Annotated in this window: 14 protein-coding genes; 3 read left to right on the top strand and 11 right to left on the bottom strand. The window is 47.1% G+C overall.

What is annotated here, in order from left to right:
- Positions 1–193 precede the first annotated feature (193 nt).
- Positions 194–1,708 (bottom strand): KAP family P-loop NTPase fold protein, encoded by a 1,515-nt coding sequence (locus tag AC5YB3_RS12180; protein ID WP_263162586.1) that lies wholly within the window; start codon positions 1,706–1,708, stop codon positions 194–196.
- A 237-nt stretch (positions 1,709–1,945) separates the two neighbouring features.
- Positions 1,946–3,478 carry a DUF3612 domain-containing protein gene (locus tag AC5YB3_RS12175; RefSeq protein WP_012588922.1) on the bottom strand — a complete coding sequence of 511 codons (1,533 nt, stop codon included), beginning with the start codon at positions 3,476–3,478 and terminating at the stop codon, positions 1,946–1,948.
- A 252-nt stretch (positions 3,479–3,730) separates the two neighbouring features.
- On the opposite strand from AC5YB3_RS12175, the gene AC5YB3_RS12170 reads away from it, so the two are divergent.
- Together AC5YB3_RS12170 and AC5YB3_RS12165 are read left to right on the top strand one after the other, a co-directional pair.
- The gene (locus tag AC5YB3_RS12170) at positions 3,731–4,294 is read left to right on the top strand and encodes an aldolase/citrate lyase/malate synthase family protein (RefSeq protein WP_006084707.1); all 564 of its coding nucleotides are present in this window, start codon (positions 3,731–3,733) and stop codon (positions 4,292–4,294) included.
- A 288-nt stretch (positions 4,295–4,582) separates the two neighbouring features.
- Entirely contained in the window at positions 4,583–5,533 is a 951-nt protein-coding gene (locus AC5YB3_RS12165) for a YeiH family protein (RefSeq protein ID WP_494525397.1), read from the top strand.
- A 23-nt stretch (positions 5,534–5,556) separates the two neighbouring features.
- Here the strand turns inward: AC5YB3_RS12165 and AC5YB3_RS12160 are convergent, their stop codons facing one another.
- The 9 genes from AC5YB3_RS12160 to AC5YB3_RS12120 all read right to left on the bottom strand — a co-directional run bounded on the left by AC5YB3_RS12160 (position 5,557) and on the right by AC5YB3_RS12120 (position 13,904).
- Positions 5,557–5,703: a hypothetical protein gene (locus AC5YB3_RS12160; RefSeq protein WP_494527217.1), complete on the bottom strand. Its 147-nt coding sequence runs from the start codon at positions 5,701–5,703 to the stop codon at positions 5,557–5,559.
- A gap of 174 nt (positions 5,704–5,877) precedes the next feature.
- Positions 5,878–6,513, bottom strand: a complete 636-nt coding sequence (locus tag AC5YB3_RS12155) for a paraquat-inducible protein A (RefSeq protein WP_494525396.1) — start codon at positions 6,511–6,513, stop codon at positions 5,878–5,880.
- A gap of 112 nt (positions 6,514–6,625) precedes the next feature.
- Positions 6,626–7,816, bottom strand: coding sequence for an HD-GYP domain-containing protein (locus tag AC5YB3_RS12150; RefSeq protein ID WP_259566209.1), 1,191 nt, complete (start codon positions 7,814–7,816; stop codon positions 6,626–6,628).
- A 234-nt stretch (positions 7,817–8,050) separates the two neighbouring features.
- A complete protein-coding gene (locus AC5YB3_RS12145) occupies positions 8,051–8,290 on the bottom strand; it encodes a hypothetical protein (protein ID WP_012588931.1) in 240 nt (79 codons plus the stop codon).
- A gap of 38 nt (positions 8,291–8,328) precedes the next feature.
- On the bottom strand, positions 8,329–9,066 hold the full coding sequence (locus AC5YB3_RS12140) for a DNA-binding protein (RefSeq protein WP_494525395.1): 738 nt from the start codon (positions 9,064–9,066) through the stop codon (positions 8,329–8,331).
- Positions 9,067–9,095: 29 nt separating this feature from the next.
- Positions 9,096–9,638: a hypothetical protein gene (locus AC5YB3_RS12135; protein ID WP_012588933.1), complete on the bottom strand. Its 543-nt coding sequence runs from the start codon at positions 9,636–9,638 to the stop codon at positions 9,096–9,098.
- Positions 9,631–10,311 carry a CbiQ family ECF transporter T component gene (locus tag AC5YB3_RS12130; RefSeq protein WP_006084716.1) on the bottom strand — a complete coding sequence of 227 codons (681 nt, stop codon included), beginning with the start codon at positions 10,309–10,311 and terminating at the stop codon, positions 9,631–9,633. Before AC5YB3_RS12130 ends, AC5YB3_RS12135 begins: the two co-directional genes overlap by 8 nt.
- Positions 10,301–11,671 carry an ATP-binding cassette domain-containing protein gene (locus tag AC5YB3_RS12125; protein WP_063882056.1) on the bottom strand — a complete coding sequence of 457 codons (1,371 nt, stop codon included), beginning with the start codon at positions 11,669–11,671 and terminating at the stop codon, positions 10,301–10,303. Before AC5YB3_RS12125 ends, AC5YB3_RS12130 begins: the two co-directional genes overlap by 11 nt.
- A 1-nt stretch (position 11,672) precedes the next feature.
- Positions 11,673–13,904 carry a TonB-dependent receptor plug domain-containing protein gene (locus tag AC5YB3_RS12120; RefSeq protein WP_494525394.1) on the bottom strand — a complete coding sequence of 744 codons (2,232 nt, stop codon included), beginning with the start codon at positions 13,902–13,904 and terminating at the stop codon, positions 11,673–11,675.
- 425 nt (positions 13,905–14,329) lie between these two features.
- On the opposite strand from AC5YB3_RS12120, the gene AC5YB3_RS12115 reads away from it, so the two are divergent.
- Complete coding sequence (locus tag AC5YB3_RS12115) at positions 14,330–15,688, top strand: isochorismate synthase (protein ID WP_006079408.1); 1,359 nt, start codon at positions 14,330–14,332, stop codon at positions 15,686–15,688.
- The last annotated feature ends 8 nt before the right edge of the window (positions 15,689–15,696 follow it).

The following is a 15,696-nucleotide window of genomic DNA, read 5'->3' as shown; positions in this document are numbered from 1 at the left end:
CACTCTCATTCCAGTGACTCGCCATTAACTCATCCCTGAGGGCTCGACGGCGGCATCCATGCCGCCAACGGTCACTTACATGCGAGTGCTTAATCTCTGTATATTTTTGAAGCTTACTATTGTTACATTAATACCAAAATTTCATAAATGGATAGCTCTAAAATGACTAAGGAGTATAGATAAGCGCTTCTTTCTATTCATCAAAAGACACTGCTAACTCTACCCAGTTTTTATAATCCGTTTTACTTGCAGAAAGATTTAATAATTGCTCTTGACGGTGACAATCTATTTTATCAAAGTAAGATATACTTTTTCCATGTTTTTCATCTAAATGCTTTATATACATACTCTTATCTCTAGGTATCCAATTCGAGCACATTTTATTCATTTCAGCCAGCAATCCATTTAATCCTAAATTAAAAGAAAGGCCACATGGTGATGTAACCACTTTAGGTAAAAATCCTTCATCACTATGAAAAGAAATTGGTAGAACATCTATAAAATAACCAACATTTGATATTGAAATAGAAAAATCATGGTTTTTATCATTTGCTTCAACCCATTCACTATAAAGAGAAAAATACTTATCCCTCAAGACAAATAACGTCAGCAATAAATAAGGATTAAATGTCTTTGGTGTATTGCTTAAAACAGCTAAAAACCTATCTGTTAACTGCTCAGTTTCCCTTAGCGATAATCTAAATCTATCGGCAACAATAGAAACAACTCTTGTGAAGTCATCGATCTCATCTAATCTAGGAATATATTCTTTCCACTTAGGATTATAAGTCACTTTGCTTTCTGCGATTCGGCTTACAAACTCATAGCGGGAAAGCTCAGTTAACGAATAACGGCGCCTAAAGAATCGCCCTAAATAGGTTTGTGCATCAAAGCCTTCCCCATAGACTGCTTTAACTGCATGCTGTAATTGCTCAGTATCAGTCGCAACAACAAATGCAATATTATCTAGCTCAAAGAAATGCTTCACTACTTCTAACATCTCTACTGCGTAACTTGGACGACAGCGGTCTAATTCATCGATAAATATAAAAGCCGGTGCTTTTAAAGTATCATTTTTATGTGCAATTACCGCAGTAATTAATTCTTTAATTTCGGATCGTAAATATTCAACCGACTTCAGTTTATCGTTGTGATCTTTCACTAAGCATTGTGCAATAGCTGCAGCAGACTCACTAAAAATATCTGATGAACCTTTGTCATCATTTTTAAGCTCATGTGTAATTTTGTCTTCGATTGAAATGTCATCTAAATTCAATCCAGTTGCCTTTTTAACCAATCCTTTGAGTAAAGCAGGTGCTGCAGCTTTGATAAAACGAGCCGTTTTTTCATTGATATTAGATACTATTTTATTTCCATGAGGTAATTGATCACTTAAAGCGTTTATCAAAGATGAAATCACCGTAAGCATTGGGTCGTCTGAATAGTCCTGCTTCCAAGCATCAATATAAACGACAGGGTGACTCTCTTTAATGCTCTCTATCCAGCGGTTAATGAAATAGGTTTTACCCGATCCCCACTTAGCGTTTAGGTTTAATACATAACCGCCATCGATGGCATTACTTGCCAAATAGTTGTGCAAAAATGAAGCGTATCTTGCTCTATTTAATGTGTCTTTTGGAAATAATTCCGTTCCATCAGTGCATAACATAGGCTTCTGCCAGTTAAACTCTACAATATCATCAGACATAAAATCCCTTTTTATTAATCAGTTACTCATACTTCAGAATAAAGTCGTTATTTTTTAACTATCAACTAAATGAGCGATACAGACAAACACAGAAGTCCGCAGAGTTAAGCACTCTCGCGGCAGTGACCGTTGGCGGCATGGATGCCGCCGTCGAGCCCTCAGGGACGAGTTTATGGCGAGTCACTGGAGTGATAGTGCTTAATAGCAACCACTTTATAAAACTTCCCACGACATCCTTTACGCTACTCCATCACACTGTGATTTACCCGCTTGATAGCAACTGGGTTGGCGTGGGCATACGGCGCCGCGAGAGCAAATAAGGCGGGCGTCGTTTTTGATCCCGCGCTCTATCCAGTTGATATTGAGGATTTTTGCGACGCTCACCAGATCGCTTTTAATGTGTTTTGGAATAGTGACTGAACCGCCACTGGCGACACAGGCATCTTTCAAATCGTGGGCGATTGAGAGAGCATCTTTGCCTTGTGCTTCAATCGCCGGATTTAAATCTATGCCGGCACAGAGCACATGCGGGTTGCCCGCCGAGTCTTCGACTTTAATCGACTCACAGCAGTAAATGCGTGGTTCGTTGCCGACGTTTAAAATCGAAATCTGTGCCGAAGTGCCGACCGTTGGCTCGCTTATCATCCTAAAGACGGCCCAATGCTGGCAGGGATCTTCCACTAACCGCATATTGCCCCAAGGCAGTGGGATCCCGTTGCCGCGATAAACCGCCTTGAGCTTGCCCGGTGCGTAAGCGTCGAAATAATGCCAATGGGGATAAGGAGAGACGACTGTCATGCGCCGCATGGCGACCGAGGCTGATACTTGCAGTTGCTTGTGTACTTCAATCTCGTAACCGTGGCGGTCGAGTAATTGGCGATAAGGTACTTTAGGGCACAACAGCGCACCGGCAAAAAAGCTCGATTCAAAGTCACGCCACGCATGCAAAATGTCCTGCGCGTTCAAAGTATTGGACTGCATACCCGCTTCTTCGTCCACTTCCTCTTTACGGCCTGAGGTCATCACACTCTTGAGGCCGTCTTTGTTGTGCAGCACACAATGACCTATGTGCACGGCTAAGTCATATTTGAGTCTATTAGGACGATTTTTAAGGATTTTATTCACATAAATCGTGCTCGGCGGCTCGAAAAATGAGGTGACTAACTGGCGTGAACTCACGCCCATATCGTCGATCACTTCCTGCGGCGTACTATCTATCCATTTGATTTTTAATCCCATGCCCTTAGCAATATCCATCATATCGTCCAAAGATAAGGGCATACGCTTGAGGCCGACTTCTTCGGCGGCACGTTCAAGATCGGGGAAATGATTTTGATGGTGTTCTTGATGGGCGCGGATCAATAAATGGGCAAACTGCCGACCTGAGATCCCCGTCTGCGACAACATTTCTGGTATCGCGATTTGCAAAATATCATTGGAAAACAAAAAGCTGGGTTCGAGCGCCATACCGCTTATGCCACCACGTCGGCCTTTATCTGGCGTAATAGCGCTCTCTTCGGGTACATCGTCGAGGAACCAGTCGGCATCTTTTTGAAAAACAGCGGCGATCACAGCCAGCATTCCGGCGCTCGGCACTCGTTTTCCACGCTCGATCATCGACAAATATGACACAGAGGGCGCACTTCCGGCGTCGACTCGAATGCAGCGTGCCGACAAATCTTCCATGGTTAAATTATTACGTTTCCGTAGGTTACGTATTTTTGTGCCTAGGAAGTGTGATTTTCTCATCAAGCTCTGGTCATTGCGCATTTTGTAAAATTCACAGTGTAAAATTTTTATTGTGAAATTGTAGTCAAAAAAAGACTAGACTACAAATTAAGCAATCGAGAAACGACTCAAGCGAACCAGCGGAGTCAGCAATTCAAGAAATGCTTAACCACTAACCCTTAAAGCGGGCAAGCACTTAAAGCGGACAAGCCAAGTTGAAAACAAACTTTGATAAACCAAAAGTTAAATCAAAACCCTGAATTTTTTAAATTGAAAGAGTGAGAGGAACGAGCGATGAATATGTCAATTATCAAGAGCAACCAGATCCAACCGAATCTAAACAGCCTCATCGCAGAAGAAGTGCTAGCCGTGGCCCAAGTGAATGTCGCCGAGCACGAAAAGATCGCCAATGCGAAACAATTCCTCGACCGCCTCTTTCCACTTAACTCTGGTTCACACCAAGATGTGAGCAGCTATGTAGTTTACTACCAACACCTGTTGGCCTTTTTTGCCGACGGCAGCCACAGTGGTTTACGTCAGCCAAAACAGTTTGTGGCCTTTAACGGCACTAAAGATGCGCCTTGCGCCATAGTGTTGCAGGACCTAGGTTGCCACGTTGAACTCAGTTTCGACCGCAATGGCATGATAGGTGCGAGAGACGTTGCCAATCTGGAAGATATCCAAATCGAAACGTCATTAAACATGGTAGTCGGAACACAAGAGTCACGTTCAGCCGCATCGCGCCATTGGCTCAGCCTATTACATGCGGGTATGTCTAGCGCTAACGACACCCAAGATAAGTTGTTTACCGCAAAGGATGGCAGCGATTACAACTTGAAAAGTATCGTAAATTTATAATTTCACGCTCTGTAACCTCGCCATTTATAATCCAGCTAAGAAGATGAACTGAGCACAGTTCATCTTCTTCGATTTAACCTCTAGCTTTGCCAAACCTTCTAAGAGTCAATAAAACTGATTAACTTGTTAAGTTTAATTGATTTTATTGAGGCTAATACTCACAGCTATAATGCCCTCTTGCATCTGTCTCCATGATCAATCCCCATTGATCGCCATTTTGTATCCGTCGCTTAATGTGAAGATCTGTGGTTGGAACGATAAAACCGAATCGCTCGAGCCTAAGGCGTTATGAATTCTTCATCGACATCACAGCAAGATAATAAGACTCATCGCATCGTTTTCATCTGTGCGGGCTTGTTATGCCTCGCGCCTTTTATCTCGTCGCCCATGGCGCTAGTGCTCGGTTTTACCTTAGCCAGCCTTGGCTGGGTACCTGTGCAATGGAATATTGCCGCGCTCACCAAAAAACTCCTGTCTTATTCGATTATTGGCTTAGGGTTTGGAATTAATTTAAACGCGGCGATAGAGGCGAGCACCCACAACTTCGGCTTGATAGTTGGCTCAATCTTTTTCACCCTCAGCTTAGGGTTTATGCTCACCCGCGCCCTGAAATTTGATCATGTCACGGGCCACTTAATCGCCTCTGGTACCGCTATTTGCGGTGGCAGCGCCATTGCCGCAGTCGCTCCGGCCATCAATGCGCGTAACGATCAAACCGCCACGGCTTTAGCCTGTGTGTTTGTGCTGAACTCAGTCGCGCTGTTTTTATTCCCCGCACTCGGCCATTTGCTCAATATGAGCCAATACGATTTTGGCGTGTGGAGTGCCATCGCCATCCACGATACTTCATCGGTTGTCGGCGCGGCTTCAGCCTATGGCGATGAAGCCTTAAAAACCGCCACCACCATAAAACTCGCCCGCGCCCTGTGGATTATCCCGATCGCACTGGTCAGCGCTATGCTGTTTGGTGGTGATAAGCGCAAACTTAACCTGCCGTATTTTATCGGTTTTTATTGTTTAGCCATTGCTGTGGCGCATTGGTTACCGCAGTTTAACGCTGTTTATGACGCCTTGTTTATGATGTCGAAACGGGCATTAGTCCTGTGTTTGTTTTTGATTGGTGCAGGAATTACAGTGCAGAAAATGCGGGCGAGTGGCCCCAAACCTTTGTTGCTTGGGGTCATGCTGTGGGCAGCGATTGGTATCACGTCTTTAGTGTATATTCTTTATTTTCAATAAGTATGGTTTAGCAGAAAGCCTGTCTACTCTGCCGCCGGCTTCATTCGCCAAGCCCAGCAGAGGACGCCTACAAAGGCGGAGAATTCGATAAGTGAACGCACGAGTCCTGTGGTTTGCGTCGAAGCGACCAAGGCAATCAGGCAAAACACGATAATCAGCCAGTTTTTCAATTGCATCTTCCTGCAAACTTAGGGGATGCTCATTATTGTTTAGAACTAAAAACTCAGCAAATATCGATTTTAAATAACAAATAGCTATAACAGCTAAGCCAATCCAGCGCAGATTGTCCTAACTCACAGCACTATTCATTAACCGCGTTAAATCTCGGCATGCCGACCTTATCGCTACAAAATTGGCGTTGGACGACGCACTAAAAAACCACTCAAAATCGATAAAATGCAGTAAGCGGTAAAAAAGTAAAAACCGTTTTCAAATTGCGCCTGTGTTTTTAGCATTTCCCCCATACCGCCTGAGGCGTTCCCCGCCATAAAGGTGATGATCAGCGCCACCACAAACACATCGGCCATCGACCACTTAGCAAGTGCGTTGACGACGGAATTAATCCTCAGCTTCAGGCCAATCGAGCTAACACATTGCTGTACCAGCATTAAACTCAACTTCAAGGCCGGCACCACCACGCTGAATAACATCACTAATCCCGCGACGAGCCCGTTCCCAGAGTGATAAAGTTCGGTTACCGTTCCCCAAATACTGCGGGTTTTCTGCAACACTTCGACTTCGCCCTTAAGGCTATTGAGCCCCAGCAAACCACTGACCATACTCAGCATGCCGCGAGCGCTGTCGCGCCCCGAGTCTTCATCGAAACGTTGAGCAACTTGCTCTATGCCCTGCTCGGTCAGCTTGGCCTTATCGATAGTGCCGCTGATACTCAAAATAGGTTGAGTCACCCCAGGGATTAATAAAGCCAGAGATAAGAGAATGATAAAAATAGGAAATAGAGATTTCATAGCACTGTTCATCGCATTGCCAGACTGGAGAAGACATTCAGTTTACGGTTTTTAGCGCAGGCTCTGCAATCGTTCGCACCAGCCATCGACTTAGATGACCGGCATTAGAGACAAGATTTGAGGATTAATAGAAAGGCGTTGGATCAATATCCAATGAACTCGGTGACACGCCGCGCTCGATATACAACTCAGATTTTAATAAATCCACCATAGCGACATCTGTGTAACGTTTTACTTTTAAAGAATAAAAGCACTTTACGATCGGATGCAGTGCATCTCTGTCCTTCGAGGCCCAGACAATACCAATTCGGCCGTCCGATAATTCAACTAAGGAGCCCACAGGATAAATACCGATACAACGAATAAACTCGTAGACCAATTGTTGATCTAAGTGAAATGGCGTCAGACTCAGTAAAATTTTAAAAGCTGCGGCAGGACTCATGGCCTCTTTGTAACAGCGCGTCGCGGTTAACGCATCGAAGATATCGACGATACAGCTCATACGACCGTGGCGAGGGATTTCATCGTCTTTCAATCCCCTTGGATAACCACGGCCATCTAACTTTTCATGGTGCATCAAGCAGATATCTTTACTGATCTGCGACAGACCAGTAGTTTCGTTCATAATTTCAAGCGCATACACTTGATGCAGCTTCATATGTTCGAATTCTTCTGGTGTCAGTTTGCCCGGCTTGTGTAGCACTTTATTGTCGACTTTAATCTTGCCAATATCGTGCAAAATCCCACCGACCGCCATTTGCCGCAGCATATCGCGATCCAGCTGTAGGTATTTGCCAAAGGTTACCAACAGAAAGGCGACATTCACTGAATGTTCGAGTAGATAGGCATCTTTTGAACGGAGCGCAGACATACATTTAAGTGCATCAGCATCTAACATGACAGACTCAATCATGGTATCGGCTAACGCTTCGAAGGGCGCAACTTCGATGGCTTTGCCTTCGAAGGTTTCGGATAACACTTTACGAATAAGATCTTTCGCTTCGGTCAGCATGACCTTAGCTTGAGCTTGTTGCTTATCACGACTCACTGACGCTTTTCGATTGTCGGTTTGACTATCGTTGGTAGCTTTTTTCTTTAAACCGCAATGTTCTGCCGAACGCTCGGCGTCTACCCAAACAAATTTAATACCGCTTTTGGCCAGTTTTAAAATCGCATCCTTGTGCTTAATTTGTCCAGCATTTGCAATAGCAAGTTGACCTTTATCATTTTTGTCTATGGCACTGACAAACATACCTAATGTCAATTGCGACACAGGTAATTTGATAAGCTCAACTGATTCTGCCGACTCACTCATATCTACAACCCCAAGGATGATGTGCCCGAATAAAATATCAACTTAACCATACGACATAAAAGCGACCTACGCTCAAATGTTCTGTTGTTATTCTTGATTATTATAGAACAGGCGTGAGGGGCATTCTAAGCCGCGCATTAGAAAATCACCATAGACTTTCTTGGTAAACAAAATGCCCTAAACAGGATGCGATGGAATAAGGGCCTAAGGCTCAAGCAAGACCCTTTCACACTCTCACTTTTTCAATAAATGCCTAAGGGCTAGGCATTCAAAACCGGCGACCATCCAGCGGCGATATTGGCAGTTGTAGCAGGAGCGGGGCTCATCGTCGATCTGCTCGTCTTCATCATCTGGGATAAAACGCGTGCACAACTTGGCCGCTTGCCTCGCCTGTGGATATTGAGCCAATCCCGCCTTAAAAATCCAGCGGTCATCCTTTAATTCAAATGCATGTTCGACCAAGTTGAGATCCATTTAGCACTCTCTTTTTAAACTCTTTCACTAAACTTGCTCTAATAGGCTTGCAGGGCTTGCTTGCCCGCATTGCGCCATTGCTCTGCCTCTTGATGAACGAGCAATACAAACTGGTGATCAAGGTATATGGCTTTCACTTTGCCCTTAAGCTGCACTCGCTCATCAAGCGCAAGTCGATACTTGTCCGCACTCATCACAGCATCAAGTCCGGTTTGTTCGAGGATATCGGCAACGCTGAGTTCGAGTGAAGCATCCTCAAATTGGCCAAGTTTAATCTGGCCTTTTACCCGGCCGTCGCTGCCCATCAAACGTAGCCCTAATCCCGCTAACGCACCAATCACACCTTGGCCTGTGCCGCCATGTTCGGTCAGCAGAATATTAAGTTGTTCAGCCAAATCATAGGCCGCCGCTTTCGTGATCACTTCAACCTTGGCTCTGCGGCCAAAATCCATTAAAGATGCGGCATCATAGCGAGAGTCTACATCGAGTATGGCGATGCCAGGGTCTGCCGCAGGAGCCGATTCCGCGACCAAATGCGCAACGGCATGTTGGTGGATCTCGGCCTGCGTCAGTGGCGAGCGCAGCGCAAAACACATGGCACTGTTATGTGAGGTATAAGGAATATCGGGGTGCACAAACAATTGATGCCGCGTCACAAACGAAGCATGGCCGCCCGACATATTCGCGAGCAGATGGGCGATTTCCTCGGCAATTTCGCCCGTGCCCTTAGTGCCTATATCATCGGTATCGTCGATACAAATCAGCCAATTTTTCATCTGCATTTCCTAAAGCTTTAAAAAGGTTTTTAAAATTTGTCACGGTGTAACAGGTCATGGGCTTTTAATCGCGTCAGCACAGGCGGTACAAGCAAGGCGCCCAGAGTGGCAAAAAAGCCGCCTTTTAATACACTCAAACCCCACTGAATCAACACGACATCCAGCGCCATGCCCGCGAGCACATTGGTGAGTGCCACTTTGCCCGCCCAAGCGATACAGCCTGCAATGCCTAAGATCACGCAGCGCCAATGCAAGTTCATACTGAGTGGCAAGAGTAAGGCGACGAGATCCATTGCTATGGCAGGCAAGGCAAACTTCAGTAAAATCATAGGCCCGCCTTTACCTACGCCTAAAGCCATAGCCACTATGCCCGCGATAGCACCGCATGCCGTCATGCTGCCGAAACGACCTAACACGCCGTAACAGATCAGATAAAAGAAGCTCATCAGGAACATGCTGTGACCAGACAAGCCCAGTTTCAGCCTTAACATGCCCGTTAATGCCACCAGCAAGGTGGCGCAAAAGCCGACAAATAGAGAGTCTTGTAGACTCAGCGGGATTTTTTTAGTCATTTTTGTCTCTCGGTGAATGCCAATGTGTTGGCCGTTGCGCTAAACCAAAGTGACGGCTCTGCGCTGCAACGGCCATCTGGCGAGATAATTTAAGTAATTGGATTAAGACGGGAAACAACACGCAATACACCAACTCGGACCAATTTTTAGGGTTACGCAGCGCCTTAGGTGTAATGCGAGCCCCGCGCAGACACTGGATCTGATATATCTCGCGAATTTCATCTGCCATATAGGGCAATAAACTTAAGGATGCCGCGACCACAAAGGCCCACTTGGTCGGTAAAAACGCACTTAACACTTCACCAATTCGCTCGGGAGCCGCCGTAAGACACAGCCACCACCCGGGAATGGTCGCCAAAATAATACGCGCAACCACCACGGCGCCTTGGGCTAAATGCTCAACGCCATAGAGGATTAAATACAGACTCAAAGTAATGCTCAATTGCACTAAACCTAGCTTTAGCACGCCCCAAATACTGCCGCGCCGCAGCAAACCGTGGATAACAAGCAGTCCATTAAGCCCAGCTAATGGCAAGAGTAAAGCAGCGGGCAATACAAAAGCACAAGCTGAAAGCACGCACACCAATAGCAGCGACAACGCACAAAGTGCCGTTTCCCGCCGCTCATAACTCCAATGCCGCAGCGCGCGTAGGCGCCGACAACTAGCCCACATAACGCTCTCCTGTTTCAATCAATTCCTCCACCAATAGACCATTACGCAAACTCAATTGCCGTGATACAGCGCTGTGTTCAATGCTTCTGTGGCTGCTGAGCAAAATAGCGCAACCTTGCGAGCTTAACCGCTTCAGCAAGTACCACACTTTGCCGTAATAATGCTTATCCATCCCCGCCAATGGATCGTCCAAAAGCAATACTTTAGGGCGTAAACAGGCGAGTGACGCTAAGGCAATCAAGTGCTGTTGGCCGTAGGATAATTTGTGGGGCGACAGCTGAGCTAAGCTAAATAAATCCAATTCATCCAACATCTGCGCCGCGCGTTCTTTGGGGAGTTCAAAACGCCTAAGGCTAAACTGCATTTCGGCCAGCACGCTGGTCTCGAATAATTGTCGACTCGGCCTTTGCATCAGCAGTCCCAGCTCAGCGCCATAAATCCCTAGCTTAGGTCTTCGCCCTAGCACTTTAAGCGGAAGACGCTGCCTTGAACTGAGTACGCCAGCTATGGTTTTCAACAAACTAGTTTTACCTGAGCCGTTATCTCCCACTAAGGTCACTATCTCACCCGCCTGCAGTTGAAATCCCTGCGGACACGCAAATAATGTAGGACAAGCATCGAAGCCAAAATCAAAGGCTTCGGCGCTGACCAAGACTTTACCTAAGTGCTCAAACTTAGGCTGATTTCGCCACGCAGGCGCCTCAGTTTGCGGCGCATCGGTCACGGTATAGACGCCTTCGGATAGCTTGCCGGCCTCTAACTGCCAGTAATGCTGAATAATCTCAGCGAAGGCCGAGGCGTTATGTTCAACCAACACTAGCGCCATGCCATCTTGGATAAGATTGCGGAGCACGACCAGCAGCTCACTCACACCGTGATCATCGAGTTGCGCCCAAGGTTCATCGAGCAGTAGTAAATGCGGCTCGCACACCAGTTGGGCGGCAATCATTAAACGATATTTTTGACCGAGGGAAAGCGTGCTGACTTGGGTATCGAGGCGCAGATACAAGCCCACGCGCCGCAGTGCCAATTGCACTTTAGGCAGCATTTGCTCAGCGGGAATGCCGAGGTTTTCTAAGGCGAAAGCCACTTCGGCGCCAACGGTTTGCCGAAGCAGCTGAGTTTGCGGGTCCTGCATCACCAGACCCGTAACCAGTTGAGGATAACGCCAGATGTCGCCTTCATGCGGACGATTTAACACGCCCGCCAGTAGGTTTAGCAGACTCGATTTCCCAGAGCCCGTAGGACCGCTCACGCAATGGCATTGGCCGGTGCCAATCGCCAAGTTAACCTCCTGCAATACAGTCGGTAACTGGCTACCATAGTTGAAGCTAACGCCTTCGAGCGCTAGGAGTTTCATCTTAGATCTGCCAGTTCACACCGATGAAGATCTGTCGTCCCGCCTGTGGCAGAGCTTCACTCTGGTAGTAGTTTTCATCCAGCAAGTTAGTCGCACGTAGGTAAACATCTAACTTGTCACGAATTAATGGCTGTACCAGATTTACGTCCACTAAGGTGTAGTTATCTAACGACTGCTGTTGATATTGGGTCTGACCGCCAACCTTCACCTGCGTCGCATAGACTTGGTCTAAAATACGCTCCACGTTGAGGTGAACTTGAGTCTCGAAGGGAAACTCGTAACTCATCTGCCAACGTAACTGGTGACGTGGACGATATTGCAAGGCATCTAAGGTATCGTCGCCGTCTATCTCTTCTGAATCGAGAAAACTATAAGAGAAGCTCAGATCTAAGTGCTCAATCGTATGGTTATTGATTTGGAAATCTACCCCTTTGAACTTATAACGCCCCATATTTTGGTAGAAACCATCGACATCCTTGGCGATGTAATTTTTCGCATCAGTGTAATAGCCATAAAGGGAGAAATCGGTACTCGCCGGCAGATTCTGCTCTAAACCCAGCTCCACATGCTTAGACTCTTCGGCTTCTAAATCACGATTACCAGATAGCTGCGAATAAAAGTTCACCATAGACGGGAAACGCACTTTACGTGCCACACTTAAGCTTAAGCGGGAATCTTGCGCCGCCTGCCAATAACTGGAGGCCATGGCCGAATAGTTGCCATCGGTACTATCTGTGGTGTCGAGTGAATGATAAGCGCCACCTAATGTGAAGCCGTACTGCAGCTCAGATTGGTACTGATACTCAGCCGCGGCCGTATATAACCAGGCAGAATCATTTAAGTTCTCGGCGCCACCTGAACCTGTTCCACCACCTGAACCTGTTCCACCACCTGTGCCAGTTCCACCACCTGTACCTGTTCCACCGCCTGTGCCAGTTCCGCCGCCTGTGCCAGTTCCACCACCTGTGCCAGTTCCACCACCTGTGCCTGTTCCGCCGCCTGTACCTGTTCCGCCGCCTGTACCTGTTCCGCCGCCTGTACCTGTTCCGCCGCCTGTACCTGTTCCGCCGCCTGTACCTGTTCCACCGCCAGAACCTATAGTGCCACCATTATTGCTGCCTGTATTAGTCGTATAAGTATCGACGACTGACTTCCAGCTTTGTTTCTCGGCAATGACTGAGGTCGTGAATAAACCCGCGGTATGCAAGTCTGTGATTAACTGCAGATTGACGCCTTGCACAACCGAGCGCCCATCTTGCGACAGCGTAACAGCCTGATAGGTTTCATCGGCATAGGAGGCTTCTAAGGTATCGCTTTGATTGTGATAGCCAAAGCCACGTAGGGTGAAAGTGTCATCAAACTGATGTGCTAACCCCAGTTGGAAAGTATGCGCGTCATAGTCATCGGTACGTTCGAATTTCAACTTGCCGCTGCCAGTACCGTCACGGGCAGGTTTTCCCCATTCGCCGCTGCGCAGCGCCATATTGGCAATCAATTGGGTCTTGTCGGATAACCAGTAACTGCCTTGGGCATAAACGTTAGTGACTTCTTTATCCGAGTTAACGCGCAGCTCACCATCTTGGTATTGTGTCGGCTCAAAGTCATTCGACATAGGGAAACCGTCGGTTTGCTGCCGACTGACACTGACCAAACCTTGCCAGTCGTCACCCGAACCTGCGGCGTTGATATCGCCATTAAATGTATTGTCTTTACCCGCTTCGAGGCGTCCAGCCAGTGCTGGCGCCGTGCTGCCCTGCTTGGTAATAATGTTGATCACGCCGCCCGCACCACTTGGACCGTAAAGCACAGATGTCGGGCCGACAGACACTTCTACCGAGGCGATTTGGCTTGTGGGAATGATACTCGGGTCGAACTGACCATCGTCGGCGCTGCTCATAGGCACACCATTGACCAACAAGGTCACATGGCGAGTTTTAAAACCACGAATATCGACCCTTGGCGTTCCGTCGCCACCGACGCGAATGTACACACCCGGCACATTCTTTAAGACTTGATCTAGGCTTTGCGCTCCGGTTGCGCGGATCTCTTCTTCACTAATGCTCCAATGGGTCGTCGCCATTTCACTGGCTTCTCCGCCGTCACCATGCACGACGATCACTTCATTGATATTGAGTCGCGGATCACGGGCGATTTCATCGGCTTGAACAGTAAAACTAAGACCAATAGCTAAGGCTAAAGATGACACTCTAAAGAGGGTATTCGTGGTAATCATATTATTGTTGTCACGTCGAAAATTTAAGATGTGCCCGCTATTGTGAACCGCGATTATTCTGTCTCAACCGGAAAACGTTTAAAAACCAACCCAGATCGACAAATTGAAACAAAGGGAAAGCGCATGGCGTAACCAAGAGACAAAATGTCCACCAAGGGTGACTTATCCGACAAAAAGACCCACTCAAGTCACATTTTTTAGCAGCGTAAAATGAGACTATGGCGAAAGTCACACGCTGGGGGCTTACATCTTGACACTCTAGACCTTGGCCTTTAATTTGAGCGAAAGATTCTTATTTACAGGCTGAATCAACTAAAGGTAAACGACTTGAAAAAGAGTACATTAACCTGAGTCGAATTCATTGACGCTGACAGAGTGACCTTCAGCTTTCGCCTTCATCCCTTATCTTTGCTTTGGAGTTCTATTTGCCCGTTCATGCCCTGTCTGAAGACCTTAAGTCTCTCATCGACAAACTCATTCAATTAAAGCAAGTTCCGCCGACGGAGCCGATAGTGCAGTTGTCGCTAAATACTGTCGCTATGCCTTTAATTTCATGGTTGGCATCGCAGACGCAATTTCCGCGCATCTACTGGCATGGGCGCGACAGAATCGAAGAAGTAGCGGCGATTGGGGCATGTAAAGACTTCAGATTTGAAACCGGCATTAACGATCAACAACTGGCCATGGCCTACCAAGAGCAGCGAGCCTTATCGACGAATCAAAATATTCGTTACTACGGCGGCGTTGCCTTCGATCGCACCATAGAATCTTGGCCAGAGTTCGGTAATAGTCGCTTTATCTTGCCGCGCATTGAATTTAGACGCAGCGGTAGCAAGTTTAGTCTGTTGGTGAATCTTAATTTTGCCGAGAATGATCACCATAGCGAAATCGACAAGGCCATTGCCGCTATCGAAGCTGTGATGCCCGCGAAACCACTCTCGCCGCCGAAGAAAATCGTTCCTCTTGGCCGTAGTGACAAGCCCGATTTTGAACGCTGGAAGACCTTAGTCGAGCAAGTGGTCGAGCCAAAGTTCAATCAAGACACCCCAAAAGTGGTGTTATCCCGCTTAACTCAGCTTGAAGTGAACGAACCTATCGATCCTTGGATGGTACTGGCGTGCTGGCAGGGACGTAATCCCAACAGCTTCCAATTTGGCTTTCAATTCAGCCCAGAACGCACTTTTATCTCTTGCTCACCGGAGCGTTTATTCCGCCGCCGTCAGCAGGAATTATTCACTGAGGCGTTAGCAGGTACGACAGTACGCGGCCTGAGCCAAGAAGAAGATATTGCGCTGGCAAATGCCTTGTTAGAAGACAACAAGAATAGCGTTGAGAACCAACTCGTTCGTAGTCACATAGTAAATATGCTCACGCCTCTGAGCAATTATGTCGGCGCCGATGAATTAGCGACCATCTTTAAACTGAATCATATTCAACATTTGCACCGCGCGATTCGAGCCGAATTAAAGCCGGGCGTAAATGATTTTCAACTGTTGCAAGCTCTGCATCCAACCCCTGCTGTGGGTGGCTTGCCGCGGCATTCGGCATTGAACTTTATTCGTCAGCGTGAAGGTTATACTCGCGGTTGGTACGCAGGTGCCTGCGGTTACTTCAATAAGTATGAGAGTGAGTTTTCGGTGGCTATCCGCAGTGCGTTGATCGAACCGGGTCGGATTAACCTATTTGCGGGGGCGGGAATTATTGCAGGTTCAGAGCCCGAAGCTGAGTGGCAAGAGCTTGAAAATAAACTCGCGACTATCATGTCGATTCTGTTCGAAATGTAATAAGCCTA

The organism is Shewanella sp. 1311 (assembly GCF_059338235.1).
Note: the sequence above shows the minus strand (reverse complement) of the source record. Positions and strands in the feature narration are given on the sequence as shown.

Coding starts and splice junctions, on each gene's coding strand:
- AC5YB3_RS12180 (WP_263162586.1), bottom strand. CDS start 1,708: ATGTCTGATGATATTGTAGAGTTTAACTGGCAGAAGCCTATGTTATGC.
- AC5YB3_RS12175 (WP_012588922.1), bottom strand. CDS start 3,478: ATGCGCAATGACCAGAGCTTGATGAGAAAATCACACTTCCTAGGCACA.
- AC5YB3_RS12170 (WP_006084707.1), top strand. CDS start 3,731: ATGAATATGTCAATTATCAAGAGCAACCAGATCCAACCGAATCTAAAC.
- AC5YB3_RS12165 (WP_494525397.1), top strand. CDS start 4,583: ATGAATTCTTCATCGACATCACAGCAAGATAATAAGACTCATCGCATC.
- AC5YB3_RS12155 (WP_494525396.1), bottom strand. CDS start 6,513: ATGAACAGTGCTATGAAATCTCTATTTCCTATTTTTATCATTCTCTTA.
- AC5YB3_RS12150 (WP_259566209.1), bottom strand. CDS start 7,816: ATGAGTGAGTCGGCAGAATCAGTTGAGCTTATCAAATTACCTGTGTCG.
- AC5YB3_RS12145 (WP_012588931.1), bottom strand. CDS start 8,290: ATGGATCTCAACTTGGTCGAACATGCATTTGAATTAAAGGATGACCGC.
- AC5YB3_RS12140 (WP_494525395.1), bottom strand. CDS start 9,066: ATGAAAAATTGGCTGATTTGTATCGACGATACCGATGATATAGGCACT.
- AC5YB3_RS12135 (WP_012588933.1), bottom strand. CDS start 9,638: ATGACTAAAAAAATCCCGCTGAGTCTACAAGACTCTCTATTTGTCGGC.
- AC5YB3_RS12130 (WP_006084716.1), bottom strand. CDS start 10,311: ATGTGGGCTAGTTGTCGGCGCCTACGCGCGCTGCGGCATTGGAGTTAT.
- AC5YB3_RS12125 (WP_063882056.1), bottom strand. CDS start 11,671: ATGAAACTCCTAGCGCTCGAAGGCGTTAGCTTCAACTATGGTAGCCAG.
- AC5YB3_RS12120 (WP_494525394.1), bottom strand. CDS start 13,904: ATGATTACCACGAATACCCTCTTTAGAGTGTCATCTTTAGCCTTAGCT.